The 26,951-nt window shown below is 40.5% G+C and carries 20 protein-coding genes, 20 tRNA genes and 1 rRNA gene; 28 read left to right on the plus strand and 13 right to left on the minus strand.

Going from position 1 to position 26,951, the window contains the following annotated elements:
* The 21 genes from rrf to F4694_RS00105 form a co-directional block, all read left to right on the plus strand.
* Nucleotides 1-94 (plus strand): 5S ribosomal RNA (rrf, locus tag F4694_RS00005); the annotation flags it as partial.
* A 39-nt stretch (nucleotides 95-133) separates the two neighbouring features.
* A tRNA-Glu gene (locus F4694_RS00010) sits at nucleotides 134-208 on the plus strand.
* A 40-nt stretch (nucleotides 209-248) separates the two neighbouring features.
* A tRNA-Val gene (locus F4694_RS00015) sits at nucleotides 249-324 on the plus strand.
* Between the two features lie 26 nt (nucleotides 325-350).
* Nucleotides 351-426: transfer RNA gene (locus tag F4694_RS00020), tRNA-Thr, on the plus strand.
* Between the two features lie 95 nt (nucleotides 427-521).
* Nucleotides 522-597, plus strand: a tRNA-Lys gene (locus F4694_RS00025).
* Nucleotides 598-657: 60 nt separating this feature from the next.
* Nucleotides 658-739: transfer RNA gene (locus F4694_RS00030), tRNA-Leu, on the plus strand.
* 35 nt (nucleotides 740-774) lie between these two features.
* Nucleotides 775-849 (plus strand) — tRNA-Gly (locus F4694_RS00035).
* Nucleotides 850-854: 5 nt separating this feature from the next.
* Nucleotides 855-943 (plus strand) — tRNA-Leu (locus F4694_RS00040).
* Nucleotides 944-973: 30 nt separating this feature from the next.
* Nucleotides 974-1,050 (plus strand) — tRNA-Arg (locus F4694_RS00045).
* Between the two features lie 8 nt (nucleotides 1,051-1,058).
* Nucleotides 1,059-1,135, plus strand: a tRNA-Pro gene (locus tag F4694_RS00050).
* A 20-nt stretch (nucleotides 1,136-1,155) separates the two neighbouring features.
* Nucleotides 1,156-1,228 (plus strand) — tRNA-Ala (locus F4694_RS00055).
* Between the two features lie 9 nt (nucleotides 1,229-1,237).
* Nucleotides 1,238-1,330: transfer RNA gene (locus F4694_RS00060), tRNA-Ser, on the plus strand.
* A 52-nt stretch (nucleotides 1,331-1,382) separates the two neighbouring features.
* Nucleotides 1,383-1,456 (plus strand) — tRNA-Met (locus F4694_RS00065).
* Nucleotides 1,457-1,489: 33 nt separating this feature from the next.
* Nucleotides 1,490-1,566 (plus strand) — tRNA-Asp (locus F4694_RS00070).
* A gap of 188 nt (nucleotides 1,567-1,754) precedes the next feature.
* Nucleotides 1,755-1,827: transfer RNA gene (locus tag F4694_RS00075), tRNA-Phe, on the plus strand.
* A 34-nt stretch (nucleotides 1,828-1,861) separates the two neighbouring features.
* Nucleotides 1,862-1,946 (plus strand) — tRNA-Tyr (locus tag F4694_RS00080).
* 33 nt (nucleotides 1,947-1,979) lie between these two features.
* Nucleotides 1,980-2,055, plus strand: a tRNA-His gene (locus tag F4694_RS00085).
* Between the two features lie 38 nt (nucleotides 2,056-2,093).
* Nucleotides 2,094-2,167: transfer RNA gene (locus F4694_RS00090), tRNA-Cys, on the plus strand.
* A 10-nt stretch (nucleotides 2,168-2,177) separates the two neighbouring features.
* A tRNA-Gly gene (locus F4694_RS00095) sits at nucleotides 2,178-2,251 on the plus strand.
* Between the two features lie 5 nt (nucleotides 2,252-2,256).
* A tRNA-Ile gene (locus F4694_RS00100) sits at nucleotides 2,257-2,333 on the plus strand.
* A gap of 85 nt (nucleotides 2,334-2,418) precedes the next feature.
* Nucleotides 2,419-2,493 (plus strand) — tRNA-Asn (locus tag F4694_RS00105).
* A gap of 126 nt (nucleotides 2,494-2,619) precedes the next feature.
* Here the strand turns inward: F4694_RS00105 and F4694_RS00110 are convergent.
* From F4694_RS00110 to F4694_RS00145, 8 genes are all read right to left on the minus strand, one after another.
* A complete protein-coding gene (locus tag F4694_RS00110; protein WP_179594879.1) occupies nucleotides 2,620-4,143 on the minus strand; it encodes a glycine betaine uptake BCCT transporter in 1,524 nt (507 codons plus the stop codon).
* A gap of 60 nt (nucleotides 4,144-4,203) precedes the next feature.
* Nucleotides 4,204-4,869 carry a hypothetical protein gene (locus F4694_RS00115; RefSeq protein WP_179594880.1) on the minus strand — a complete coding sequence of 222 codons (666 nt, stop codon included), beginning with the start codon at nucleotides 4,867-4,869 and terminating at the stop codon, nucleotides 4,204-4,206.
* Between the two features lie 221 nt (nucleotides 4,870-5,090).
* Nucleotides 5,091-6,620 (minus strand): alkyl hydroperoxide reductase subunit F, encoded by a 1,530-nt coding sequence (ahpF, locus tag F4694_RS00120; protein WP_179594881.1) that lies wholly within the window; start codon nucleotides 6,618-6,620, stop codon nucleotides 5,091-5,093.
* Nucleotides 6,621-6,633: 13 nt separating this feature from the next.
* Nucleotides 6,634-7,197, minus strand: a complete 564-nt coding sequence (gene ahpC, locus F4694_RS00125) for an alkyl hydroperoxide reductase subunit C (RefSeq protein WP_179594882.1) — start codon at nucleotides 7,195-7,197, stop codon at nucleotides 6,634-6,636.
* A gap of 658 nt (nucleotides 7,198-7,855) precedes the next feature.
* Complete coding sequence (locus F4694_RS00130; RefSeq protein WP_179594883.1) at nucleotides 7,856-8,107, minus strand: DUF2535 family protein; 252 nt, start codon at nucleotides 8,105-8,107, stop codon at nucleotides 7,856-7,858.
* Between the two features lie 379 nt (nucleotides 8,108-8,486).
* Entirely contained in the window at nucleotides 8,487-9,614 is a 1,128-nt protein-coding gene (gene nspC / locus F4694_RS00135) for a carboxynorspermidine decarboxylase (protein ID WP_179594884.1), read from the minus strand.
* Between the two features lies 1 nt (nucleotide 9,615).
* The gene (locus F4694_RS00140) at nucleotides 9,616-10,854 is read right to left on the minus strand and encodes a saccharopine dehydrogenase family protein (protein ID WP_179594885.1); all 1,239 of its coding nucleotides are present in this window, start codon (nucleotides 10,852-10,854) and stop codon (nucleotides 9,616-9,618) included.
* Between the two features lie 656 nt (nucleotides 10,855-11,510).
* The gene (locus F4694_RS00145) at nucleotides 11,511-12,347 is read right to left on the minus strand and encodes a LysM peptidoglycan-binding and 3D domain-containing protein (RefSeq protein ID WP_179594886.1); all 837 of its coding nucleotides are present in this window, start codon (nucleotides 12,345-12,347) and stop codon (nucleotides 11,511-11,513) included.
* Nucleotides 12,348-12,817: 470 nt separating this feature from the next.
* Here F4694_RS00145 and F4694_RS00150 point away from each other — a divergent pair, with 470 nt between their 5' ends.
* The 3 genes from F4694_RS00150 (at nucleotide 12,818) to F4694_RS00160 (ending at nucleotide 15,019) form a co-directional block, all read left to right on the plus strand.
* Complete coding sequence (locus tag F4694_RS00150; protein WP_179594887.1) at nucleotides 12,818-13,588, plus strand: transporter substrate-binding domain-containing protein; 771 nt, start codon at nucleotides 12,818-12,820, stop codon at nucleotides 13,586-13,588.
* Nucleotides 13,589-13,649: 61 nt separating this feature from the next.
* A complete protein-coding gene (locus F4694_RS00155) occupies nucleotides 13,650-14,294 on the plus strand; it encodes an amino acid ABC transporter permease (protein WP_179594888.1) in 645 nt (214 codons plus the stop codon).
* Nucleotides 14,291-15,019 (plus strand): amino acid ABC transporter ATP-binding protein, encoded by a 729-nt coding sequence (locus tag F4694_RS00160; protein WP_306458353.1) that lies wholly within the window; start codon nucleotides 14,291-14,293, stop codon nucleotides 15,017-15,019. Before F4694_RS00155 ends, F4694_RS00160 begins: the two co-directional genes overlap by 4 nt.
* A gap of 47 nt (nucleotides 15,020-15,066) precedes the next feature.
* Here the strand turns inward: F4694_RS00160 and F4694_RS00165 are convergent, their stop codons facing one another.
* Entirely contained in the window at nucleotides 15,067-15,489 is a 423-nt protein-coding gene (locus F4694_RS00165; RefSeq protein ID WP_179594889.1) for an HIT family protein, read from the minus strand.
* 257 nt (nucleotides 15,490-15,746) lie between these two features.
* On the opposite strand from F4694_RS00165, the gene F4694_RS00170 reads away from it, so the two are divergent.
* From F4694_RS00170 to F4694_RS00180, 3 genes are all read left to right on the plus strand, one after another.
* Nucleotides 15,747-18,086, plus strand: coding sequence for a helix-turn-helix domain-containing protein (locus F4694_RS00170; RefSeq protein ID WP_179594890.1), 2,340 nt, complete (start codon nucleotides 15,747-15,749; stop codon nucleotides 18,084-18,086).
* A gap of 287 nt (nucleotides 18,087-18,373) precedes the next feature.
* The gene (locus F4694_RS00175) at nucleotides 18,374-19,816 is read left to right on the plus strand and encodes an MFS transporter (protein ID WP_308806257.1); all 1,443 of its coding nucleotides are present in this window, start codon (nucleotides 18,374-18,376) and stop codon (nucleotides 19,814-19,816) included.
* Nucleotides 19,817-19,854: 38 nt separating this feature from the next.
* A complete protein-coding gene (locus F4694_RS00180) occupies nucleotides 19,855-21,042 on the plus strand; it encodes an amidohydrolase (RefSeq protein ID WP_179595443.1) in 1,188 nt (395 codons plus the stop codon).
* A gap of 62 nt (nucleotides 21,043-21,104) precedes the next feature.
* On the opposite strand, the gene F4694_RS00185 is transcribed toward F4694_RS00180, so the two are convergent.
* The 3 genes from F4694_RS00185 to F4694_RS00195 all read right to left on the minus strand — a co-directional run bounded on the left by F4694_RS00185 (nucleotide 21,105) and on the right by F4694_RS00195 (nucleotide 25,782).
* A complete protein-coding gene (locus tag F4694_RS00185) occupies nucleotides 21,105-22,049 on the minus strand; it encodes an aldo/keto reductase family protein (RefSeq protein ID WP_179594892.1) in 945 nt (314 codons plus the stop codon).
* A 732-nt stretch (nucleotides 22,050-22,781) separates the two neighbouring features.
* Nucleotides 22,782-23,939: a pyridoxal-phosphate-dependent aminotransferase family protein gene (locus F4694_RS00190; protein WP_179594893.1), complete on the minus strand. Its 1,158-nt coding sequence runs from the start codon at nucleotides 23,937-23,939 to the stop codon at nucleotides 22,782-22,784.
* Between the two features lie 151 nt (nucleotides 23,940-24,090).
* Nucleotides 24,091-25,782 (minus strand): DUF2207 domain-containing protein, encoded by a 1,692-nt coding sequence (locus F4694_RS00195; protein WP_179594894.1) that lies wholly within the window; start codon nucleotides 25,780-25,782, stop codon nucleotides 24,091-24,093.
* A 205-nt stretch (nucleotides 25,783-25,987) separates the two neighbouring features.
* Between F4694_RS00195 and F4694_RS00200 the strand changes: the two genes are divergently transcribed.
* Nucleotides 25,988-26,554 carry an LOG family protein gene (locus F4694_RS00200; RefSeq protein ID WP_179594895.1) on the plus strand — a complete coding sequence of 189 codons (567 nt, stop codon included), beginning with the start codon at nucleotides 25,988-25,990 and terminating at the stop codon, nucleotides 26,552-26,554.
* Between the two features lie 35 nt (nucleotides 26,555-26,589).
* Here F4694_RS00200 and F4694_RS00205 read toward each other — a convergent pair whose 3' ends face one another.
* Complete coding sequence (locus F4694_RS00205) at nucleotides 26,590-26,856, minus strand: hypothetical protein (protein ID WP_179594896.1); 267 nt, start codon at nucleotides 26,854-26,856, stop codon at nucleotides 26,590-26,592.
* Nucleotides 26,857-26,951 lie beyond the last annotated feature (95 nt).

Raw genomic sequence — 26,951 nt, forward strand, 5'->3', positions numbered from 1 at the left:
TCACACCCGTTCCCATACCGAACACGGAAGTTAAGCTTCTCAGCGCCGATGGTAGTTGGGACTTTGTCCCTGTGAGAGTAGGACGTTGCCAGGCTACCCCTTTGGGGCTATTTTTTTGCTCAAAAATTATTAAGGCCCCTTGGTCAAGTGGTTAAGACACCTCCCTTTCACGGAGGTAACACGGGTTCGAATCCCGTAGGGGTCACCAAAGATTTTTTGCATCAACGAAAAACATCTTACCATTATACGGAGGATTAGCTCAGCTGGGAGAGCATCTGCCTTACAAGCAGAGGGTCGGCGGTTCGATCCCGTCATCCTCCACCAATGTTTTTTCACGATAGTTAAAATGTGCCGGGGTAGCTCAATTGGTAGAGCAACTGACTTGTAATCAGTAGGTTGGGGGTTCAAGTCCTCTCGCCGGCACCATGCTTCTTGCTACGTTGATTTTGCATCAGCGGAAGCATGACATCCCGAAAGGGATTTAAAGCAGAGAAAATAAGTTTAGATAAATTTCATTATTAGAGCCATTAGCTCAGTTGGTAGAGCATCTGACTTTTAATCAGAGGGTCGAAGGTTCGAGTCCTTCATGGCTCACCAAATTTTTTTCGCGTTAGCGAAAATAACTTTCCTTTTGCGAAAGCAAATAATTTTAAATATGCGGGTGTGGCGGAATTGGCAGACGCACCAGACTTAGGATCTGGCGCCGCAAGGCGTGGGGGTTCGACTCCCTTCACCCGCACTTAGGTTTTTTAACTGTAAAATAACTCAATAAATGCGGAAGTAGTTCAGTGGTAGAACACCACCTTGCCAAGGTGGGGGTCGCGGGTTCGAATCCCGTCTTCCGCTCCAATGTTGCCGGGGTGGCGGAACTGGCAGACGCACAGGACTTAAAATCCTGCGGTAGGTGACTACCGTACCGGTTCGATTCCGGTCCTCGGCACCATTTTTTGAATAAAAAATTATAGTTTAAAATGCGCCCGTAGCTCAATTGGATAGAGTGTCTGACTACGGATCAGAAGGTTATGGGTTCGACTCCTTTCGGGCGCGCCATATATAATCGGGAAGTAGCTCAGCTTGGTAGAGCACTTGGTTTGGGACCAAGGGGTCGCAGGTTCGAATCCTGTCTTCCCGACCATTCAAAACTATTAAATATATGGGGCCTTAGCTCAGCTGGGAGAGCGCCTGCTTTGCACGCAGGAGGTCAGCGGTTCGATCCCGCTAGGCTCCACTTATATTCGGAGGAATACCCAAGTCTGGCTGAAGGGATCGGTCTTGAAAACCGACAGGCGGGTCAAACCGCGCGGGGGTTCGAATCCCTCTTCCTCCTCCATAAATTCTATATTCTTATATTGGGCATGGATATAATTAAATAATTTTATTGTCGCGGGGTGGAGCAGTCTGGTAGCTCGTCGGGCTCATAACCCGAAGGTCGTAGGTTCAAATCCTGCCCCCGCAATTAATTTTTCAAGTAATACACTTGAAAAACATTGGTCCGGTAGTTCAGTTGGTTAGAATGCCTGCCTGTCACGCAGGAGGTCGCGGGTTCGAGTCCCGTCCGGACCGCCATTTTTTATATCAGTAGGTTAACTCTACTGTTGATATAGATAATAGATTGTATGGCTCAGTAGCTCAGTCGGTAGAGCAGATTGCTCACTTCACTGAATGGACTTCCATGGCAATCTGCGAGAAAAACCGTGAGGTTTTTTGAGCAAAGGTTTGATTATCAATCAAACTTTAGGAAACTTTACTTGTGTGGCTCAGTAGCTCAGTCGGTAGAGCAAAGGACTGAAAATCCTTGTGTCGGCGGTTCGATTCCGTCCTGAGCCATCATTTTTTTGAACTTTATTGGTCTTTTATATATGGAGGGGTAGCGAAGTGGCTAAACGCGGCGGACTGTAAATCCGCTCCCTCTGGGTTCGGCGGTTCGAATCCGTCCCCCTCCACCAAAGTTTTTTCACGGTAGTGAAATAACTAATATGGCGATTGTGGCGAAGTGGTTAACGCACCTGATTGTGGTTCAGGCATTCGTGGGTTCGATTCCCATCAGTCGCCCCATTAATCTTAATAAATTGGGATTGCTCTTTAAAAGTTTGGGCAGCATAGCCAAGTGGTAAGGCAGAGGTCTGCAAAACCTTTATCCCCGGTTCAAATCCGGGTGTTGCCTCCAAATTAAATATGCGGGTGTAGTTTAGTGGTAAAACCTCAGCCTTCCAAGCTGATGTTGTGAGTTCGATTCTCATCACCCGCTCCAATTATGGGCCTATAGCTCAGCTGGTTAGAGCGCACGCCTGATAAGCGTGAGGTCGATGGTTCGAGTCCATTTAGGCCCACCAGAATTTTTTGCTTAGCATAATAATTCAACCATTTGCCAAATATAATAACCAGAGTTATTCAACAGCAAAAACAACTTTTAATTGTTCCGCAGTAGCTCAGTGGTAGAGCTATCGGCTGTTAACCGATCGGTCGTAGGTTCGAGTCCTACCTGCGGAGCCATCTTTGAAACGTAGGAAAGTTAGCCTAATCCTTCTAAAATAATCAATATACATAATAAAACCACCTTTAAGAAAATGATCATTTTTTAAAAGGTGGTTTTTCTTATTTTTTTTATTTAATGACCCTTCAGGAATGGTTTGCGCTTCTTTTATTGCCTCTTTGTACCTCGACTTCACTTTTTAACCCTTTTACTAAGGAGAAGCACATCACTACAAGTATAATCGCAAAAGGCAGGGCAGCCGCAATGGAAGCAGTCTGCAAAACGTTCAAACCCCCAGCTAAAAGCAATACTGCAGCCAACGCAGATTGAATGACACCCCATGTCATTTTTATTTTATTTGAAGGATTTAATGTTCCGCCTTCACTTAACATCCCCAGTACAAACGTGGCTGTATCGGCGACGGTTATATAATAAATGGCTACAACTGCAAACCCTAAAATACTTAACACTGAACTTAATGGAAGATAATCAAAGAATGTAAAGATTGACAATGAAACGTCTTCGGTAATCTTTTTTGCCAGGTCATGGTTGCCAGTGTTTTGTACCAATTCAAGTGCAGAGCCGCCAAATATGGACATCCAGAGACATGTTCCGAGAGTAGGAACAACCAGTACGCCAATAACAAATTCCTTAACTGTTCTTCCTTTTGAAACCCTGGCAATAAACATACCGACAAATGGTGCCCAGGCAATCCACCATGCCCAATAAAATAGTGTCCAGGAGGCAATCCATTCTCCTTCACCAAAAGGCTTTAACCTTAAACTCATATGTATAAAGTCACTAATATAAAGACCAGTTGTATTAAAAAAAACTTTTATTACAGTGAGAGTGGGACCAACGATTAAAATCAGCAGCATAATCGCAAAAGATAGAATCATTGCAGCATTGGATAAGTACTGAATGCCCCTTTCTAATCCTGTATTGATGGAAATGATAAAAATAATTGTTGCGACAACAATCACAATCATTTGAACAAATAACTGATTAGGAACACCGAATAGGTCATGCATTCCGGCGGTCACCTGCATGGCACCAAGGCCTAAAGATGTCGCGATACCAAAGACTGTTGCAAAGATAGACAGGATATCAATTGTTTTTCCAATCGGCCCGTAAATTCTATCTCCTAATATCGGATGGAATGCTGAACTTATCGCCGCAGGCAGCCTTTTGTTATATTGAAAAAAGGCAAGGGCTAAACCAATCACCGTATAAATGGCCCATGGGTCCAGGCCCCAATGAAAAAATGTATATTTCATTGCCGTATTGGCGGCATTAATCGTATGACCTTCCCCATAAGGAGGGGATGTATAGTGTGTTACAGGTTCGGCGACACTCCAGTAAACAATCCCGATTCCCATACCAGCACCAAATAACATAGCAAGCCAAGATGCTGTGTTAAAATCAGGCCGGTCAGTTTTCTTTCCCAGTCGAATATCACCATATTTAGAGAACAATAAATAGATTGAAAAGATAACAAAGAATAGGGTAGCACCCAGATACACCCAACCAAGGTAATCAATCGAACCATTATAGATAATATCGGTCACTTTGGCTAGATTATCAGTAAAAAAGACTCCCCAGACAATAAAAATGAGCGTAAGTAATAATGAAATAATAAACACGCTGTTTTCCTTATTATTACTGTTCATAGAAACCTCCTAGTAAAGCTTGGTGTCAGTTATTTAGAAAGGATAATTTTTTGGGAGTAATCACTTATCAAGGAGGTTATAGAGAAATTCCCACTTTTCCGTGTTCATCAACTCTTCCTGTGGAATCTCTAATCCGCCTCCAAGGTAAACAGTTTGGTCTTTGATTGCTACCACCATTGCTTCGAATATGGAGTCATTGTCTTTCTTTTTATAGATGTCTCCTATGGATGGCAGAAGATCGCTGGTGGCAGGACCTAGGGCTCCGATGTAACTTAAGCTCTCGTCTTCCTCATTTGCCTTGTCTTTATAGTCGATAGGACTACTATCAGCAGCGCGGCCCGGCACCATTAATAAATACTCATTATGTTTAACCCCGTGGGAGTTACCTGTGATAACTCCCTTTTTATCCGCCGTTTCGACCAATTCAATTTCATTTAATGTATAGGTATCAAGGGAATCGGGCATTGGATTGTGAATTAAAATATAATCTCCTGCTTCTGCATTTCGTTCTTTTTTGAGCGTATATGCCTTATGATTAAAAATAAAACTGTCATTTTCCTTCGGCTTGTATTTTTCTACGCTTGCAGCATTGGTAATATGCTGAGTTAAATCCCTTAGCTTAATTAGATGCACGGACAGTTTATACATAGGTTTTACACCGTATACCTTGTGTAACTCATTGTTATAATAAACAAATTGTCCTTTTCTTACTTGATACAGTTTCACGGATCAATCTCCCTTCAACAACTCTATATGGTAAGCTGTATAATCACTTGAAGAAAATTTAATTCTATTATTAGGTTGTCTTAGAATTGAAAATACTATTCTGTTAGAAGGAGAGGGGAAGAGAAGGGGGAAAAGAGATACAGCCTAGTTAAAGCCGGTAAAAAGGAAAAAAGCCGCTATACTATCGGTCAAGATAGTACAGCGACTTTTTTATTGAGAGATTAATTCCGAATCAAGTAATCGAATGCACCTAATGCAGCAGTAGCACCGGATCCCATAGAAATAATGATTTGCTTATAGGCACTATCTGTACAGTCACCAGCCGCATATACGCCTGGAATGCTAGTAGCACCATGCTTGTCCACAATAATCTCACCGAAGCGAGTGCGTTCAAGGGTACCCTCTAACCAATCTGTGTTTGGTACAAGACCAATTTGTACAAATATACCTTCTAATTCAATATGCTTAACTTCTTCTGTTTCACGATCCATATAGGAAATACCATTTACCTTGTCAGTACCGGTAATTTCTTTTGTTTGAGCATTCAGGATTACCGTTACATTAGGCAGGCTGTATAGACGGTCCTGAAGCACGGAGTCAGCTTTTAACTCAGCTGCAAACTCAAGAACGGTTACATGCTTTACGATACCTGCAAGATCAATTGCAGCCTCAATACCGGAATTCCCGCCGCCAATTACAGCAACGCGTTTTCCTGCAAACAATGGACCATCACAGTGTGGGCAGTAAGCTACACCTTTATTTTTAAACTCCGCTTCACCTGGGACACCAACATTACGCCAGCGTGCACCAGTGGAAAGGATCACGGCTTTACTCTTAAGAACAGCACCGTTTTCGAGTTCAATTTCTACAAGGTCTTTCTTTTCTAAGCGTTTTGCACGTTGTAAGTTCAAAACATCCACGCCATAATCTTTCACATGCTCTTCAAGGCTTCCTGCAAGTTTCGGACCTTCTGTATATTTGGTTCCGATAAAGTTTTCAATACCCATTGTGTCCATTACTTGACCGCCAAAGCGTTCAGCTACAATACCTGTACGGATACCTTTTCGAGCTGCATAAATCGCTGCACTTGCACCGGCAGGACCCCCGCCGACAACAAGAACATCGTATGGCTCTTTATCAGAAAGCTCAGCTGCATCTGGACCAGTGCCCATTTTAGCGAGGATTTCTTCAATTGTCATACGGCCGCTGCCAAACGATTCTCCATTTAGGAAAACAGTTGGAACTGCCATGATGTTCTTGCTTTCAACCTCAGCTTTAAAGGCTGCACCATCAATCATGGTATGGGTAATACCGGGGTTGAGAATGCTCATTAAGTTTAAGGCTTGTACAACATCAGGACAGTTGTGGCAAGTCAGGCTGATATAAGATTCAAAGTGATATTCACCTTTGATGGCTTTGATTTGATCGATTACTTTTTGTTCTACTTTTGGCGCTCTTCCGCTAACTTGCAAGAGAGCCAACACTAAGGATGTGAATTCATGTCCTAGAGGAATACCAGCAAACGTTACTCCAGTGTCTTCGCCGATACGATTTACACTAAAGCTTGGTGTTCTCTCTAGTTCTGTTTTTTCAACCTTAATGTTAGATGACATAGTTGCCAATTCATCAATTAACAGCAACATGTCGCGAGATACGTCATCGGTTCCTGCGCTGGCTTTAAGAAGGATATCGCCTTCCATCAGTTGAAGATACTGGGATAACTGAGCTTTTATATCTGCATCTAGTAACATTATTATCTACTCCTTAAATTTTTCCTACTAGGTCAAGGCTTGGCTTAAGTGTCTCAGAACCTTCTTGCCATTTAGCTGGGCAAACTTCACCTGGATTGTTTCGAACGTATTGAGCTGCTTTAATTTTGTTAACAAGAGTGCTTGCGTCACGGCCAATACCGTCTGCATTGATTTCCATAGCTTGTACAACACCGTCTGGATCGATGATGAATGTTCCGCGTTGTGCAAGACCTTCTTCTTCATCTAATACATCAAATGCGCGTGTAAGTTTTTGAGACGGGTCACCAATCATGATATATTCGATTTTGCTGATAGCTGGTGAGTGATCGTGCCATGCTTTGTGTGTGAAGTGAGTATCAGTTGATACAGAGTATACTTCAACTCCAAGATCTTTTAACGTTGCGTATTCGTTTTGTAAGTCTTCTAATTCAGTAGGGCATACGAATGTGAAATCTGCTGGGTAGAAGCAAACGACACTCCATTTACCTTTAAAGTTTTCTTCTGAAACAGTGATGAAATCTCCATTTTGATACGCGTTTGCTGTGAATGCTTGTACTTCTTTACCGATTAATGACATAGTGTATTTCCTCCTAAAATAATTTTGAGAATGGTTTACATCAAATACTAATAACTAAATTAGAATAATTCTAATACAATGTTTATTATTATATAAAAGCACCCAAGTTGTCAACCATTATGTTTTATTTTTTCAGTTATAGATTTTCACGGTAACTATAAATCATTTGAAAGCTATAAATAGTCGGTTCTCAAATAAGCTGGTTTTTCTCATTAAGATGTCTAGTGGATCGGGAGTGACCTAGATGAGAAAAGTAATGATGCTTGGGTAAATGCAGAGGGTCTGGAGTGACCGAGAAGAGAAAAGAAAGGGTATTTGGGTAAATGCAAAGGGTCTGGAGTGACCGAAATGAGAAAAGAAAGGGTACTTGGGTAAATGCAGAGGGGCTGGAGTGACCGAGAGGAGAAAAGAAAGGGTACATTGGGTAAATGCAGATGGTCTGGAGTGACCGAGAAGAGAAAAGAAAGGGTACTTGGGTAAATGCAAAGGGGCTGGAGTGACCGAAATGAGAAAAGAAAAAGTGCTTGGGTAAATGCAGGGGGTTTGGAGTGGAGGAGCTGAGAAAAGAAAGGATACTTAGATAAATGCACAGGGCGTAATGGATATCCAAAAAGAGAAAGGTCCGCATCCAGTTGTGGATGCAGACCCTATGTAGAGATTATGCGTTATTTTTAAAGACTTGAATACTGTATAATTCCTTAAATTCAACCCAGTTCATCTTTCGTTTCAAATGTTCACGGAAAGAGTGGCTGCTTATTTCTTGATGCTGACCATTCAGAAGTGAAACAAACCGCTGTAATCGAACCTGTACTAAAAAATAGTACTGATTGTTTGAATCTAATACAGGGATATCGGTGACTTTAATTTTCTGTCCAAAAGTATTTTTGAATTCCAGGCTTTTACATAACAAGATATCATCTTCTTTTTTCCAGTTTCTTTCTATTATACCTCATTAACGAGTTAAAGTATCAAAATATTGTTACTATTTAATGGACATATTTTATATATAGGCTCTGTTATGATTCTTGTTTATGGTATGAGAATTCATAGGCGGAGAATTTCCGGTTAATGTATATTGAGGTAGCTTAAAAAGCAGATATAAGCGGAGATAATCCGGTTAACTGCTCTAAATAAGTCAAAATCAAAAGATTTGGATCATTTAACCGGAAAAACTCCGCTTATTTTTAAGGAAATATGGGTATTTCCCAATTTAGCCGGAATTTTTCCGTTTATTTTTTAAACACAGTAAAAAAACCAGATTCATTTTCAGAATCTGGTTTCACAACTGGTTACGCTAATCTTACTTTAAAATCTTGATAGCCGAATTCACGGACAATACGACAGTCGCCGTCTTTGTCTTGAATAGCAATCGCTGGTAAAGGCATACCATTGAATGTAGTGTTTTTCACCATTGTATAGATGGCCATATCACCGAAAACTAAACGGTCACCGCTCTTTAATGGCTGATCAAATGAATAATCGCCGATTACATCGCCAGTAAGGCAGGTTTGTCCGCCAAGACGGTAGGTAAAAGGCTTTTCACCTGCTTCACCTGATCCAAACAAGGGAGGACGATAAGGCATTTCCAAAACGTCCGGCATATGACAGGTTGCAGAAGTGTCAAGAATGGCAATCTCGATTCCATTACGATGGAGGTCAAGGACAGAAGTGATTAAATAGCCTGCATTAAGCGCAATCGCTTCACCTGGCTCCAGATATACTTCTAATCCGTATTTCTCCTGCATTCTTCTGATGCAGTTTTCCAGTCTCGGAATGTCGTAATCTTCTCTTGTAATATGGTGGCCGCCGCCAAAGTTAATCCACTCCATTTGTGGAAGCCACTCGCCAAACCTAGCTTCGACTGCATTTAGCGTGGTCTCTAAATCGTCAGAGTTTTGCTGACAAAGAGTATGGAAATGTAATCCTGAAACACCATCTAGTAAATCAGGACGAAAATCTTCTTGTCTTACACCGAATCTCGAACCTGGGGAACATGGATCATAGATTTCATGTCCCACTTGTGTTGAACATTCAGGATTGATACGCAAACCGACTTTTCTGCCAGCTGCAAGGGCTTTATCCTTAAACTTTTCCAACTGTGAGAAGGAATTAAAAATAATATGGTCGCAAATAGAAATAATCTCGTCAATTTCATCTTCACGGTAGGCAGGGGCAAAGACATGATTTTCTTTGCCCATTTCTTCGTAACCTAGACGTGCCTCGAATAAGCCACTTGCTGTTGTGCCGCTTAAATACTTTCCAATGAGGGGATACATTGTTGTCATAGAAAAGGCTTTTTGTGCTAGTACGATTTTAGCTCCTGTACGTTCCATGACACCGTTCAGGATTTTCAGGTTCTTCTCTAGAAGACCTTCATCGACTACATAACATGGTGTTGGTAATTCTTCGAAACGCATTTTATCGAACGCGCTCCAACTCTTTTTCGTTTACTGGCTCATCAACAAGCACAGGATTGAAATCTTCTACCCATGGAAGTCCCCATTTGTTTAACTCTTCCATGAATGGATCTGGATCAAATTCTTCAATATTGAATACGCCTGGTTTATTCCACTTTCCAGTCATAACCATTGCTGCACCGATCATTGCAGGAACACCAGTTGTATAAGAGATCGCTTGAGAACCAACTTCTCTGTAGCACTCTTGGTGGTCACAAACGTTGTAAACATAATACTTTACCGGTTTTCCGTCTTTTTTACCTTGGAAGATACAGCCGATATTAGTTTTTCCAACTGTACGTGGTCCAAGAGAAGCTGGATCTGGTAATACAGCCTTCAAGAACTGAAGGGGAATGATTTGTTTTCCTTCGAATTCAATTGGTTCGATAGAAGTCATTCCTACATTTTCAAGAGCTTTCAAGTGTGTAATATAGCTTTGGCCAAATGTCATGAAGAAGCGGATACGCTTAAGGCCAGGCATGTTTTTCGCAAGAGATTCAAGCTCTTCGTGGTAAAGCAAGTACATATCTTTTTGGCCAACTTCAGCGAAGTCATAAACGCGCTTAATTTCCATTGGCTCCGTTTCAACCCATTCGCCATTTTCCCAGTAACGGCCGTTAGCAGAAACTTCACGGATATTGATTTCAGGGTTAAAGTTTGTTGCAAACGGATAGCCATGGTCGCCGCCGTTGCAGTCAAGGATATCGATATATTCGATTTCATCAAAGTAATGCTTTAATGCATAAGCAGAGAATACTCCCGTTACACCTGGGTCAAAGCCGCTGCCTAAAAGAGCTGTAATGCCAGCTTTTTTAAAGCGCTCTTTGTAATCCCATTGCCATTTATATTCAAATTTTGCTGTATCTTCAGGTTCGTAGTTCGCTGTATCCATATAGTGTGTCTTTGTTGCAAGACAAGCATCCATAATCGTTAAGTCTTGATATGGTAATGCTAAGTTCATCACGATATCTGGTTTAACTTCATTGATTAAAGCGATTAATTCTTCTACATTGTCTGCGTCTACTTGAGCAGTTGTAATTTTTGTTTTGGTTGTACCTTCTAATTTTGCTTTTAAATCATCGCATTTGGATTTTGTACGACTTGCGATACAAATCTCTTCAAATACGTCACTGTTTTGAACACATTTATGAACTGCTACTGATGCGACGCCGCCGGCACCAATGATAAGTGCTTTTCCCATTCTCCTATCTCCCAACTAAATAGATTTTTTTCCAACAAAAAAAACAAGTGAAAAAACGCTACAACAGCGCACAACACTTGTTTAGATATCTAATAAATATTATAAGCATAGTATCCCGTAAAGCGTGGGTATACTCTTAGCATAAAAGTCCTAGGACATTATGAAAGAAAGCTCACTAATATTCAGAATATATCTTTATAGGATCAGAGTCTATATAGCAAATAATTACTTTTACTACTCTTATTGACCGTTTCACAAGTTGTGTGCATCTGCACTGGTTGTAAAGTAACCAACTTATAAAATTTGAGCTTTTAACTCAATCAATAAGGCAACTAAAGTTGCCAATCGGCATTTGACCCGGCTGTCCGTATGGCCTTAACTTCTTTAGGGAAGTGGTCAAAAATTATCTGCTTGGAAAGACTCAAAGATATAATGAATAAAAGCTTTCCAATAACAACGCTATTTCATATTAGCAGAATATAAAAATCACCGCAATAGACAATTTAATTTTTTTTCAAGAAGTTTCTTCTTTATTTTTCCAATTATATTTTGTGATTAACGAACGGTGAGTTTATGATTGTTTAAAGCCTTTAATCTCGGTTATTTTACTGCGTTTTTTCACACAAAAACACAAAAACCCATTAAGGGTTTCAGTGTTAGTTTAAGATGGTTACCTTTAATTGTTTTCTTCCAAAATTGATGGCTTCTGATTTTGACGGGATAAAGACATCAATTTTATTTCCTTTAATGGCACCGCCTGTATCTCCGGCGATTGCTTCACCATAGCCTTCTACATATACTTTACTGCCGAGCGGTATAACAGTCGGGTCAACAGAGATGACCTTCTGATTTGGGTTTTCTAAAAGGTTGATCCCCGTGGCCGTAATGCCGGAGCAGCCCTCACAACTAGCCGTATAGGCTGTCGCTTCTACTGTAATTTCCTTTTGACTAGGTGCTGCAGCTTCTACCGCCGGTGCACTTTCTGTTGGTGCAGGGGCTTGTGCTTCCTCTGCGGGTTCACTTTCAGCAGGTGCTGTCGCTTGCTCCTCTACAGCGGGTGTACTTTCAGTTGTCGCTTCTGCTGCAGGTGCAGTTTCCTGTTTTGGTTGTACTGTTAAATCGATATTAGTATTTTCGAAACCTTCAAAGATTACAAGATTTAATCCAGGATGGATAAGATCAGTATGTAATTGGTTCCATTCTTTCAATTGTGAAACTGTTACCTGATGATTCATGGCTATGTCCCATAATGTGTCGTCCTGAATAACCGTATATTGTATTTCCGGTGCGACCGTTAGTACATCCCCAGGATGAATAAGGTCAGTAGTAAGATTATTTATCTTTTGGAGATTTTCTAAAGACATGTTATTTGTCCGTGACAGAGCCCAAAGGGTATCCCCTTTTTGAACCGTAATACTTTCAGCTTGGACATTAGCACTTACAGTTACTGAGAGTACAGCAACTGCTAAAATTGATACGAATTTCTTAAGCATTCTTTTACCCTCCATGTTCTTTGGTTGCTAATTTTTAATAATCGTAACATAGAATATTCTGAGAAAAAGAACAGGGAGGTGTTAGTTCGGTTACATCCGTGGCATTTATATTGCAATAATATTTCTGAAATAATCTAGTAATCAGAAAATAATATTCGGAGAGAGGAGATTCACCAGCACCATATTAATAGGTAAGAAATTGAATATGAAATTTTACAACCCATTTTAAAATAATTGCATGTAAATTTTTCAGGTTTTCTTATTTCGATTCGTGTGTTATTTTCATTTAAATAGCTTTTAAGCATTGCAATTCTTATGTTCATAAAGGTAATTATCATTGATTATTCTCTTAATTTATTATATTTCAATAATTGCCACTATTAATTTTATCTGAATTTATGCTATATTATTAAAGTCATAACTTTATTACTACGGTAATATTAATAACTTTTATATGGGGAGTGAATGATATGAAAAAATTTGGCCTATTTACGTTGTTTCTGGTTCTAACTCTTTTTATCGCAGCGTGTGGAACCGATAAAACAGCGAGTGAAAGTGGTAGTAGTAAAAAAGTATATAAAGTTGGTGTTGATACAACTTATCCTCCGTTTGAATTTAAAGAAGGAGACGAATATAAGGGTATCGATATCGAGTTAATTAACGCGATTGCGGAAAAACAAGGGTTTGAAATCGAACTTTCGCCAATGGACTTTGGTGGAATTATTCCAGCTATGCAAGCTAACCAGCTTGACGTGGCGATTGCCGGAATGAGTATTACAGAAGATAGAAAAAAAATTGTAGATTTCTCATCACCGTATTTTGACGCGGGATTAATCGTTGTTGTTAAAGATGATAATTCAACAGTTAAATCCGTTGATGACCTTAAAGGGAAAAAAGTTGCTGTTAAAAAAGGTACGTCTGGTGCGAAATATGCAGTAGATAATGCTTCAAAACTAGGAATCGAAGTTGTTCAATTTAACGATAGTCCTGCGATGTTCCAGGAAGTATCGAATGGAAATGCTGATGCTCTAATTGAAGATTACCCTGTTATCACTTATGCGATTGCCCAGAAGGATTTAGGATTAAAAACTGTGGGAGATCGTTTAAATGGAGATCAATACGGAATTGCTGTATTGAAAGGTAAAAATCAGGATTTATTAGAAAAAATCAACAATGGGCTTGCTGAGCTTAAAAAAGATGGAACCTATGATAAAATTCTAAAAACGTATCTTGGTGAATAAAATAATAGGATTAGGCGTGCTTAAAGCGAGCGCGTCTTCTTTTTGAAAGGGGATGAAAAAGGTGGATATTATTGTTTCTGCTTTGCCCATATTATTAAAAGGGCTTCAAGTAACACTCTATATCTTTTTAATTGCTATATTACTAGGTTTTTTAATAGGTTTAGTAATCGCCTTGCTGCGACTTGCGCCTCTTAAAATCTTAAACTGGATCGCAAAGATTTATGTCGACGCTATTCGAGGAACGCCATTTATTGTGCAATTGTTCTTTATTTATTTTGGTATTAATTCACTTCAATTTATTTCCTTAAACAGTACGACTGCTGGGATCATTACGGTTGCAATTAATGCCGGGGCCTATTTTGCTGAAATTATTAGAGCGGGTATTCAATCGATTGATAAAGGACAAACGGAAGCGGCCAGATCGATTGGCTTTACTGGTGCACAAACAATGCGCTATATCATTCTTCCGCAGGCATTTAGAAGAATGCTCCCAACCATTACGAATCAATCCATCATCAGCTTAAAAGATACTTCGCTTTTATCGGTCATTGGTATTGCCGATTTAACACAGCAAGGACAGATTCAAGCTTCAGCCACATTTGAAGCTTTCAAGATTTGGCTGGCTGTAGGTGTCATTTACTTCATCGTCATTTACTTGTTAACACTTCTTGCTAATTTCGTTGAGAGGAGGTTTCAACTGCGATGAGCATGATCACGGTAAAAAACTTAAGAAAATCATTTGGTAATCTAGAGGTTTTGAAAGATATTAATGCAGAAGTAAAGGAAAAAGAGGTTATTTGTGTCATAGGTCCTTCTGGGTCAGGGAAGAGTACATTCCTACGCTGCTTAAATCGCTTGGAAGAGATTACTGGCGGACAGGTAGTCATTAATGGACATGATATTACGGACAAAAAGGTTGATCTTAACAAGGTTAGACAAGAGGTTGGAATGGTGTTTCAACAATTTAACCTATTCCCTCATATGACTGTTTTAGAGAACATCACATTGGGTCCTGTTAAGATTCATTCTACAGAGAAAACTGCAGCCGAAAAATTAGCGCTTGAGTTACTCGATAAAGTAGGATTACGAGAAAAAGCAAATAGCTATCCAGGAGAACTATCCGGAGGACAAAAGCAGCGTGTTGCGATTGCACGGGCACTAGCGATGAATCCGAAGATTATGCTTTTTGACGAGCCGACTTCTGCACTTGACCCTGAAATGGTCGGGGATGTTTTAGAAGTTATGAAGCAGCTTGCTAAAGAGGGTATGACCATGGTTGTAGTTACCCACGAAATGGGCTTTGCTAGAGAAGTGGGAGACCGTGTTATTTTCATGGACGGCGGTTATATTGTGGAGGAAAATGAACCGAATGCGTTATTCGGCAATCCTCAGCATGAACGAACGAAAGCATTTTTAAGTAAGGTGCTGTAAGTTCTCATTTAAAAAGGATGGTGCAGTTGTGCACCATCCTTTTGACATTAAAGTGATTTTTTTATTGTTTCGATAAACTCCTTGTATTGTTCTTCTGATAGATATGTTTTATCTGGGTTCATCACAAAAGTGGAACCCCAATCTTCTTTACCTTCGTATTTTGGCACAATGTGCATATGTAGGTGGTGCATTTTATCGCCATACGCCCCGTAATTAATTTTTCCAGGTTGGAAAGCCTTGTCCACAGCGGCTGCAACCTTCTTCACATCGTTCATATAAGCAGATAACTCCTGGCTATCAAGTTCATAGAGTTCTTTAACATGGCCTTTATATACCACATTACATCTGCCGGTGTACGTCTGTTCTCTAAAAAGAAAAACCGTCGATACCTCTAGATCACAAATTTCAATCATAAGGTTATCGCGCCTTTCATCCTTCATGCAATACATACAATCTTTATTTAACTCCATCTTTTTCATCCTCGTCTATTTATGAATGTGATTCTGCCTTTATTTTATCCCTAATCAGATGAAAAGTAATTGTCTCAAAGTGTCGACTTTACTAAACACATCATTATTTTTATGCTCCACGGTCTGTACGTCCTAACCAACCATGGTGAAATTAACTGGCTATTATATTAAAATGTTATCTTAAGAAGACATAGGGCAGAGGACGAATGGCAGTTTATTTGGAGCGTAAACCTGAATAAAAGTTAGGGGTGTATGGATTGAACAATCCGTTGTCAGACTTTCAACTATCATTTCAACATATAGATTTACTCGTTCCAAGGGTTAATAAAGGACTCCAGTTTATCCTTGTCATAGATGGTGAATTGAAAATAGAAACCTCTTATCGTTTTTATCACATGGAAGAAAAGGATTTGCTTGTAATTAATCGTAATCAGCTTTACCAGATTCAAGGCAGTGAAGATAATAGGGTTATGATTGTCACCATCTCGGATGCCTTCATGGATCAGCATTACGAAGATTATCGGAATATGCGATTTGAATGCTATTCCAGGGAAATTGATTTGGGAAGAGAAGAGATGATTTTATCGATTCGCAAGCTGCTGGCGAATGTGATGATTAGTTTTTATCGACAGGATGAAAGCTATCGAATTGAGGTTAAAAGTTATATCTGCCAAATGCTACTGATCCTGATTCGGGGATTTAAAGAAGAAGGCAGTGTTCTAGAGAATATGGAAACGGAAGATCTTCGTTTATCCCAAATCATTGATTATATAGAAAAAAACTATGACCAGATGATTACATTAGAGGGGGTTGCAAAGGAATTCTTCCTGTCAACTGGCTATCTATCCCGCTATTTTAAAAAGAAAATGGGGATGGGTTTTAGTCGTTTTTTAATGAATATCAGGCTTACACATAGTATGAAGGATTTGCTATATACGACTGACTCGATTTCGCAAATCGCCATGAATAATGGCTTTCCCAATACAAAGTCTTTTTCAACCTTTTTTAAAGAAGTGTACGGCATGACCCCTCATCTCTATCGTGAGAACCATTATGTCCAAAAGGAAGATTCTGTTCAAAGCTATAGCAAGGAAGACGCATCGAGTTTTATTAACTCACCTGAGATTGTTGCAAAGTTAACGGATATGATTTTAGGTGATCAAAAAACTTTCTCCCATACCGAGACAAGGTATGAAAAGTTACCGTTAAACCTGTCCAAACCGGTAAAAAAGAAATTAAATGGTCCTAGTTACATTCTAGAAATTGGAGAAATTATCAATTTATTAAAAGAAGATGTGCGCTCTCAGGTGCTTGATGTGAAAAGAGATCTACAGATAGGTTATATCGGAGTTCGTCATCTTTTTAGCAATACGGCTATCCCTCCAGAGGTGGAAACAGATGAAGCAATTCCGACAACCTCTCCGTATTTTACGATTGATCGTGTTTTGGAATTCTTGAAACAGCAAGATTTATCGTTGTTTATCCGATCCGATTATATGAATATCTCGCGCAATGAAGAACCCTATTTTACAAAACTCACTCAGTTCATCAAACATTGCTTGCAGGTGTACGGAGAATCGTTTGTGAAGCAATGGCATGTAATGTTTTACGAGCCTTATTATACGGGAGTCGAAGCAAAGGAACTTCAGAGAGTTTATTTAAAACTGCACAACGTATGGAAGACCATGATTCCTTCGATACGGGTAGGCGTGTATATGCCGTTTTCGTTCGGCAAAGAAAAGACAAGTGAGCATCATGCCTGGCAGCTAGCCAATGGGGTGTCGATTGATTTTATTGGTTATAACGCGAACCAAAATGAGGTCATTGATTTTAAAGAAACAGCGGATACCAAATTCGATTTAGCAAGGGATTACATAAAGGAAAAAACGGACAAGTTGAAACGGTATTTAAAAAGAAACCAGTTAGACAAACCGCTTCATCTCGTTTCATGGAACACGTTGTCCGGCAATACTCGGTATACAAATGGCACTTTTTTTCGAGGAGCCTTAGTCTTGAAAAATGTTTTAGATATTGCCAATGACGTGAGTACTGTTGCACTCTGGATCAATACCCTCGTACATGAAGAGGCAGGAAAAGACAAGCGTTACCAGACGGATGGCGTAGAATTATTCCATTATTTAAATGGAAAACGCCCAGCTTATTTTGCATTGATGTTTTTAAAACGCCTGCATGGCGAGATTGTTGCACATGGCAAAGATTACGTGATGACACAGAATGAGCGGGGATACCAATTGATTCTGATGAATAGTACGATCATCAATCCGTACTTTTCTGTGGAGGAGACATTTCTACAAAAACTAAATAAGGAAGTTCATGTAACCATTTCTGGAATGCCGAAAGGGGAATATCAAATACGTAAGCACGTCTTTGATAAATACCATGGAGCATTATATACAAAATGGTGGAGCTTAAACAGTAAGCATGGAATGGATGCTGAGGTGATTGATTATATTGTTAATTCCAGCAGACCTTCTTTAGAGATCTTTGACGAATCGATTGAAGAGGATTGGTCATTTTATACCTATTTAACCAGTAATGCGATTCACTTTTTTGATATTCGGAAAACCTACAGCTAGTACTAAAAGGGTCTGACCCCATTACGATGGGTCGGACTTTTTTTTGTTGGGAGGGTAAAAATCGACCGTATTTTTTTTACCACATTAACCAGCAGGTTTATAAATACATACATTGTCTTATTGATTTGCATCAAAATTGACTCTCTTAACTATGGGTTAATTTTTATAATTAACGTATAGAACCACAAGAAAAGGTCCTGAATTATAGTTAATGTTTTTTGATTAAGGTTATTTGGGTAGTGCATTCTAACTATATAACAGGTACCTAATAAAATAATAGGAGGCACATCATGGAGACAAGTTATAAAGGTACAGATAGGATGATCACAGGGATTGTGTTCGGCGTTATCACATTTTGGCTTTTTGCACAGGCAATGGTCAATGTGGTCCCCGCCGTACAAAAAGATTTGGGAATTTCATCAGGGACGCTGAATATAGCGATTAGCTTAACCGCTTTATTCTCCGGAATGTTTATCGTAGCTGCTGGCGGGCTCGCAGATAAAATTGGCCGTAAAAAAATTACCTATCTCGGGTTAATTTTAAGCGTGGTTGGTTCTCTTTGCCTAGTAGTAGCGCAAGGAGCGACATTGTTAATTATCGGACGTATCATTCAAGGAATTTCCGCAGCTTGTATTATGCCAGCAACAATTGCCTTAGTGAAAGCGTACTTTGAGGGAAAAGACAGACAACGTGCCCTTAGTTTCTGGTCGATTGGATCTTGGGGCGGTTCAGGAGTTTGTTCGTTTGCTGGTGGTGCCATTGCAACATATATGGGATGGAGATGGATTTTTATCTTCTCTATTGTATTTGCCCTTCTCGCCATGTGGTTGATTAAGGACACACCTGAAAGCAAAGCAGAAGGAACTGGTAAGTTTAAATTCGATTATAGTGGTTTAGCAATCTTTATCGTCACCATGATTGCATTAAACGTGTTTATTACATTCGGTGGAGACTTAGGCTGGACAAGCCCTACTTCCATCATCGCTGCTATCGTTACTGTAGTTGGAGCTTTTGTATTCTTCAAAGTTGAAAAAAGGAAAGAGATTGCCCTCATTGATTTTTCTTTATTTAAAAATAAACCATATGCGGGTGCCACCTACTCTAACTTTTTGTTAAATGCAGTAGCCGGAACGCTCGTTGTTGCGAATACGTATGTTCAAGTCGGAAGAGGATTCACTGCCTTTCAGTCAGGGATGTTATCCATTGGATATTTAATAGCCGTTCTTGCCATGATTCGTGTCGGAGAGAAAATCCTGCAACGAGTTGGTGCGAAATTACCAATGATTTGGGGCGCGATTATCACTACGGTTGGTGTAGCGATTATGGGTTTAACCTTCCTGCCTGATTTTGCTTATACCGTTGTCGTATTCATTGGGTTTGCCTTATTTGGTCTTGGACTTGGCATATATGCAACGCCATCTACAGATACATCTGTATCGAATGCGCCATCCAACAAAGTTGGTGAAGCTGCAGGGGTTTATAAAATGGCAAGTTCACTTGGCGGTGCGTTCGGTGTTGCCATTTCCGCAACGATTTATAGTTCAATTGCAGCGAATGGAAATGTAGCGACTGCCGCATCTATTGGGATTATCGTTAACGTGATTTTTGGAGTACTTTCCATACTTTCGATTATGATCATGGTTCCTAGTAGTGCAGGAAAACCCGCTGAGGCACCAGAGAAAAAATCAAGGCGCACACCACCAACTCCAACACCAACAGGAAGTCATTAATTGAATTATCTTTGTCATCAAAAGGGGAGAAGAAAATGATGAAAAGCGATTTAATGGGCATGTTAGAATCACGTAAACAAGAAATCATCGAAATCCGCCGTCATTTACATGAAAATCCTGAGCTCTCATTTAAAGAGGAGAAGACGGCTCAGTATATTGTGGATTTTTATAAAGGAAAAGATGTAGAGATTCAAACGAATGTTGGGAATGGGTATGGCATTATCGTTACGATTAAAGGTGGAAAACCTGGAAAAACCATTGGTCTTCGTGCGGATTTTGATGCCCTTCCGATTGTAGAAGAAGCAGATGTTCCGTTTAAGTCAAAGAATGAAGGTGTCATGCATGCGTGCGGCCATGACGGACATACGGCTTACTTGTTAGTTTTAGCTGATTGCTTAATCCAATTAAAGGACTCCATCCCAGGTACCATCAAAATCATTCACCAGCATGCAGAAGAGGTTCCGCCAGGCGGAGCAAAAAGTATTGTCGATTCTGGCTTGATTGATGATTTAGATGCTGTATATGGCATTCATTTGCTGCCAATGGGGCCGGCCGGTACAGTAGGTTACCATGCTGGATATTCCTTCAATGGACGAGCGTACATGAAATTGAAGGTGCAAGGAAGAGGCGGCCATGGTTCCTCGCCTCATCTCGCAAACGATGCCATTGTCGCTGCCGCACATTTTGTTACTGCAGCGCAAACCATCATTAGCCGAAGATTAAGTCCTTTCGATGTGGGTGTCATCACCATTGGATCTTTTGATGGAAAAGGTACATTCAACGTGATCAAGGACAGCGTAGAACTTGAAGGCGATATTCGTTATATGACGGTAGAAACAAAAGAAACGATTGAAAAAGAAGTGAAGCGGATTGTACGAGGAATTGAAGAAGAATTTGGCGTAACCTGTGAGCTCACGTATACGCCAGATTATCCGCCTTTATACAATGACCCTGAGCTTACCGCAATGGTTGCAGAAAGTTTACGAAGCATGAATGATCCAGATATAAAAGAAGTGAAAGAGTTTCCGGCGATGGCTCCATCCGAAGACTTTGCTTATTATGCTGAAAAATTCCCGGCCTGCTTCTTTTACATTGCCTGTACACCAAAAGGGGTTGAAAATCCTTATTTTAATCATCACCCGAAATTTGATATTGATGAAGATTCACTCCTAGTAGCCGCCAAAGCGGTTGGTCAGGTAGTTTGTAGTTATTATGAATTGAACTAAAATTATAGAGTGCTAACTAAAAGAAACAAGGATACCGTCTTATGATGGTATCCTTGTTTCTTTTAGTTCGTTAAAATTTCGTTGATTTTTTCTAGCGCATCGCTGGATAGTTTGACTCCAGATGCCTTTATGGTTTCTTGGAGCTGCTCTGGACGGCTTGCACCCACTAGAGCACTTGCTACATTTGGTTGACGTAAGATCCATGCAATAGCGAGCTGAGCTAAGGTTAAATCTTCCGCATAGGCTACTGATCTTAATTGTTCCACTTTATCTAAATTTTCCTCCGTAAGGATATGGGACATGTTTGTATTTGCTTGTGCTGCACGGCTTCCTTCTGGAACGTTTGCACCATTTTTATACTTTCCAGTTAGCACACCTTGTGCCAAAGGGGAGAATACGACTTGACCGATACCATGTTTTTCGCTGACAGGAATAATTTCTTTTTCAATATAGCGCTGCAGCATGCTGTAATTTGGTTGATTGACGACAATGCGATCTAGAAGTTTCTTATCTGCAAGGTGCACTGCTTCGGTAATTTGTTCTGCTGTCCACTCACTCACGCCGACATATAGAACCTTCCCTTGGCGTACTAAATCATCCAATGCTCTTAGTGTTTCGTGTAAAGGAGTTTCAGCGTGATAACGGTGGCAGTAGTAAATATCTATATAATCCATGCCAAGGCGTTTTAGACTTGCATCACATTGCTCCATGATATGTTTGCGGGATAATCCTTGATCATTTGGTCCGTCTCCCATATTTCCAAACACCTTTGTAGCTAGAACATAGGAACTCCTAGGATATTTGCTTAATGCCTTACCAACGACTTTTTCTGCTTCCCCTCGTATGTATACATTTGCGGTGTCAAAGAAATTGATTCCTGATTCGTATGCAAGGTCAATCGAGGATACTGCATTTTGTTCTTCTACGTAACCTCCATAAGTTAGCCAGCTACCTAAACTAATTTCACTAACCTTTAAACCGGTATTGCCTAGACGACGATATTGCATGCATTCATTCCTCCCAGACTATTGAAATTCCTTAATATTGGTACTATACCATAATATGGGTTTGGGTGGGTACGCCGTGTACTTATGTAAAATAGTAATGAAAGTCTGGAGTGACCGAAGAGCAGGCGGAAAAAGCATTTGGGTCAATGCAGGTGGTTTGGAGTGACCGGAGAGCATGTAGAAAAAGCGTTTGGGTCAAAGCAGGTGGTCAGGAGTGACCGAAGAGCATGAAGTAAAAGCGTTTGGGTCAAAGCAGGTGGTCAGGAGTGACCGAAGAGCATGTAGAAAAAGCGTTTGGGTCAAAGCAGGTGGTCTGGAGTGACCGAAGAGCATGCAGAAAAAGCGTTTGGGTCAATGCAGGTGGTCTGGAGTGACCGAAGAGCATGCAGAAAAAGCATTTGGGTCAATGCAGGTGGTGTGGAGTGACCGAAGAGTATGCCGAAAAAGCATTTGGGTCAATGCAGGTGGTGTGGAGTGACCGAAGAGCATGCCGAAAAAGCATTTGGGTCAATGCAGGTGGTGTGGAGTGACCGAAGAGCATGTAGAAAAAGCGTTTGGGTCAAAGCAGGTGGTCTGGAGTGACCGAAGAGCATGTAAAAAATGCGTTTGGGTCAATCCAGGTGGTCTGGAGTGACCGAAGAGCATGAAGTAAAAGCATTTGGGTCTATGCAAGAGCTCTAGAGTGGCCGAAAGAGAAAAGGCACAGTCCATTAAGACCATGCCTCCTTTATATTACTTCCGTAGAGAATTCAAGAAAACATTTTGTGCCGCAGCGACTCCTGCACCTGGTTCGAAGGAATAGGAGTAGTCTTGTAATCCAGCTTCGATCAGAGAAACGGCTTGAAGGACATCACTTGGGAAGCAATAGCCCATATGCCCGAATCGGAATATCTTCCCTTGAAGATGACCAAGTCCACCAGCAAAATCAAGGTGATATTTCTCCTTTAAGTGACCAATAAAGGAAGGTAAATCCAGTCCTTCTGGTGCACATATAGCCGTAATGGTTGGTGAAGCATGCTCATCGGATGTTAGCAGTCTGATAGAAAGAGCACTCATTGCCTCACGAACCATATTCTTCATTAGTTCATGCCTTGCCACCGTTTGCGAAAACCCGCCTTCCTCCTCAATCAAGTCACAGACAGCGGAAAGACCCATAATCAGTGAGATAGCAGGGGTGTTAGGTGTCATGCCTTTCTCTGCCCACTCCCGATAGCTAAGTAAATCCAGGTAATAAGCTGGTTTATTCGTTTCCTCGATTATTTTCCATGCCTTTTCACTGACGCTTACCAGTGCCAGGCCAGGAGGGAGCATCATCGCTTTTTGTGACCCGGTTACTAAAATGTCAATTCCCCATTGGTCCATTTCTGCAGGAGCTCCGCCAAGACAGCTAACTCCATCGACAATAAACAAAGCGTCGGTATGGGTACGAACAACCTCTGCTAATTTTTCAATAGGGTTTAGAATTCCTGTTGAAGTTTCATTATAGGTTGCAAATACTGCCTTTATATTTGATAACGGTTTAAGGAACTCAGTAAGATCTTCCTCCGTACAAGCCTCACCCCAACTTTTTTCGAGCTTATGTACTTTAAACCCGTATTTCTCACAAATAGACACGAAATAATTGCCAAAGGCTCCGACGGTGATAACCACTACTTCTTCGCCAGGGTAAACGGTATTTACCGCTGCTGCTTCTAATGCTGCAGTACCGCCTGATGGCAGAAGTAGAATATCTTGTGATGTCCCGAAAATAGGTTTCACACGATTGGTCGTTTCTTGATATAACCGTACGAACTCTGGTGTCCGATGGCTAATCATGTCCTGGCTCATAGCAAGCTGAACCCTTTTAGGTATTGGAGTCGGTCCTGGGTGCCTTAGTATATTCGGATACATACTTTTTCCTCCATTTTGAATGATAGTTTTTTAAGTAAATATGGAATTTCATGGATATCTCTAACTCTATAATATTATAGTTTCAAGCATAACTACAAGCCCTTGCACGGTAAAACGAAAAAGCTTGAGGATAGCCTCAAGCCTTTTTGTTTTAGAAAGCACCGGACCCGCCGCCGCCTCCACCGGTTCCTCCGCTACTTCCTCCTCCAGAATCGCCCCCGCTGCTTAAAGAAGATTGATAAGCGGAGTGGAAACTTGAGGAAGCGTATGGCCCGATGTAGATGATCGAGAAGAAGCTGCCATCATCAACGTAATCGTTACCTGTTGGGGTGAGGGCTTCGATAAGCTGATCATGTTTTCGATCGATTTCTTTGCTGCTGATTCCGAGCCCATAAATATAGGCCCGCATGCGATCATCTTCAGACCATTTCTCCCACTCTGTTTGTGATAAATCTTTAAATCGCACCTTAAATTGCTTCCAGTCATAGGCAATCCGCGCGCCTTCTACTGTCTTTTGTCGATAGACACTAGCATAGATGATGACGGTTATTACTAAAAGCACTGTCACGATAAAGGAAAAAAATAGACTGTAAATCAGGAAAAAGAAAATAAACGGTAGTAAAAGGATACTTGAAAAACCAATAAGTAATCGATAGGTGGTTTTGTTTTCGTAAAGGGAGTGACTGTCGACCTCCTGTTTTACTGCCTGCCTCCACTCGGTTTGGTAAGTGTTGTATTTAATATGGTTTTTTGTGTTCTTTGTATAAGCTATTAAGTCGTCAAGACTGAAAATATGGTTTGCTCCAATTTTATCAAATAGCAGCTCCATCAATGTATTTTCATGATTTAATGGGCTTTTGGATCGGATTCTTTGAAACTGATCATCTGCCACTTTTGTTACGAATCCCTTGCGAACCAAATCTAGTAATGCAGCCCCCATGGCTTTGGGCTGAAGATAGTTGTTGTTAGTAAAATAGATGGTTGCAGGTAAACTCATGATTTGTTTTGGTACAGATAAAGACGTTGCTCCCTCACGCATGAAATCATTTCGCATGGCCCGTGCCCTTAACCAATCTCGCAACATTAATAGGAATAAAATAATAGCAAAGGAAGGGAGACCTATCGAGCTAATGGTTGAAAGTGTTTCTTTTGTTTTGGCGTCGGATTCTGCCTGCTTAAGGTGCTCCTGTTCCGCCTTAAGAATGTCCTCTTTCATCGGTTTATCAGCTGTGAGAGGTGCATTTGGAAATAGACTGGAAGGATAGGCAACACGGATATCGGCATTTGTGTTACTAGGAACATATCCTAATTTAAAAAGGACGGAACCATTTTCCTGTATGGTTTGAATAGTAAACGCCTCGTCATATCCAAAGGCAATCACATCATCTGTCGACACAGGAGGGTGAATCGTAATCGAGAGATCCTCATAGGAGGAATCATTTCTGTCATCAAAAAACGGCCAGTAAAATTGCGCAACGTCCTGGTATACCTCTATTCCATTTTCAATCGTGTAGTGGAGTTTCACTGTAATGGTTTCATCCTCACCTTTACGGTGAACCTTATAAAGGTCATCTTCTTTTTCAATTCGTAAATTTTTACCGTTCTCAGTTGCCGTAAATTGGCTGATAGAAGCTCCTTCTTTCGGAACCACTTCACGGGTAATCCCGTTAAATTCGCCATCAAAATCATACGTATGGGTTTCTTCTACTTCTACATTTCCGTTGTTTTGTAACGTTGCATCGATTTTTAAATTGGTAATCGAAAACTCGACGGCTAAACTTTGGTGGGGGAAAACGAATAATAAAACTAGTAAGATTATGCTAGTAAACCGCGTTTTCAACATGGTAGTCACCTTCTTTCCTAGTAATAATCATACGAATGGAAGGGTAGTGAAGTTTCATAATATTTTCCAAAACTTAAAAAAAGATTATACCATGCAAGAGCGCAGCATATCTTAACAAGCAGGAAGTTCATTCTTCCTGTTTTTTGTTATCTTATCTAGCATTAATTATAATAAAGTTAAAACTTACCTATAGGGAGGCAGCGGCATGAAACGAGTGGCAGTTTATTGCGGTTCAAGTTTGGGTGCTTCAGAGGCTTATAAAACAGGAGCCATAGAGTTGGGAAAAGAGCTCGCAAAACGGAATATTACCTTAGTATACGGCGGTTCAAGTATCGGGTTGATGGGCGCTGTCGCAGATACGGTGTTACGTGAAGGCGGCCAAGCCATTGGCGTGATACCTAAGGTGTTAGAGGAACGGGAAATTTCCCATAAAGGGTTAACGGAGTTAATAACGGTTGAAACCATGCACGAGCGAAAAGCGAAGATGGCTGATTTGGTTGATGGTTTTGTTGTTTTGCCCGGCGGGACCGGCACCCTTGAAGAGTTTTTCGAAGTATTTACCTGGGGTCAGATTGGCTTACATAAAAAGCCGTGCGGTCTACTTAATATTAACCACTATTATGACCCATTGATCAGCCTTTTTGACCATATGATTGGCCAAAAGTTTCTGCAAGAAAAGTTCCGTTCAATGGCAATCATTGAGGATGAGCCAGCGGCATTACTTGATAAATTTTTAAACTATGAGGCTCCATCGATCAAAACGTTTGAATAGGCATAGCAAAAGCAGTCACATGACTGCTTTTATTATTACCTAAAAGCTAGAATGGATAGGTAAATACAGATAGCGGCTACAGTGAAAAATAGGATAGAAGTTAAACGATTCATCTTGAATTTAAATCCATACGCACAAAAGAAGATCGCTGCTGCTAATTTGGATATGCCTTGATAAAGTGGGGTAGCTGAAAAAAAGGAACTGCTGAAAATGATGGAGGTAAGTAACGTTATGGAGATGAGTATTTTAAACCACAAAGGCTCTTTAAGAAAAAGTTGAACCATAAATTTAATCCGCTGCATGATGAAAACTCCCTTCAAGTTAATATATGGAAGTTATTCAAATGTATCACTTCTCTTTATGGAGGTATATAGTAAAAATCCTAATGTTATTTACG

Source organism: Neobacillus driksii (assembly GCF_013409995.1).
In the GTDB taxonomy this organism is placed as follows: domain Bacteria; phylum Bacillota; class Bacilli; order Bacillales; family Cytobacillaceae; genus Neobacillus; species Neobacillus driksii.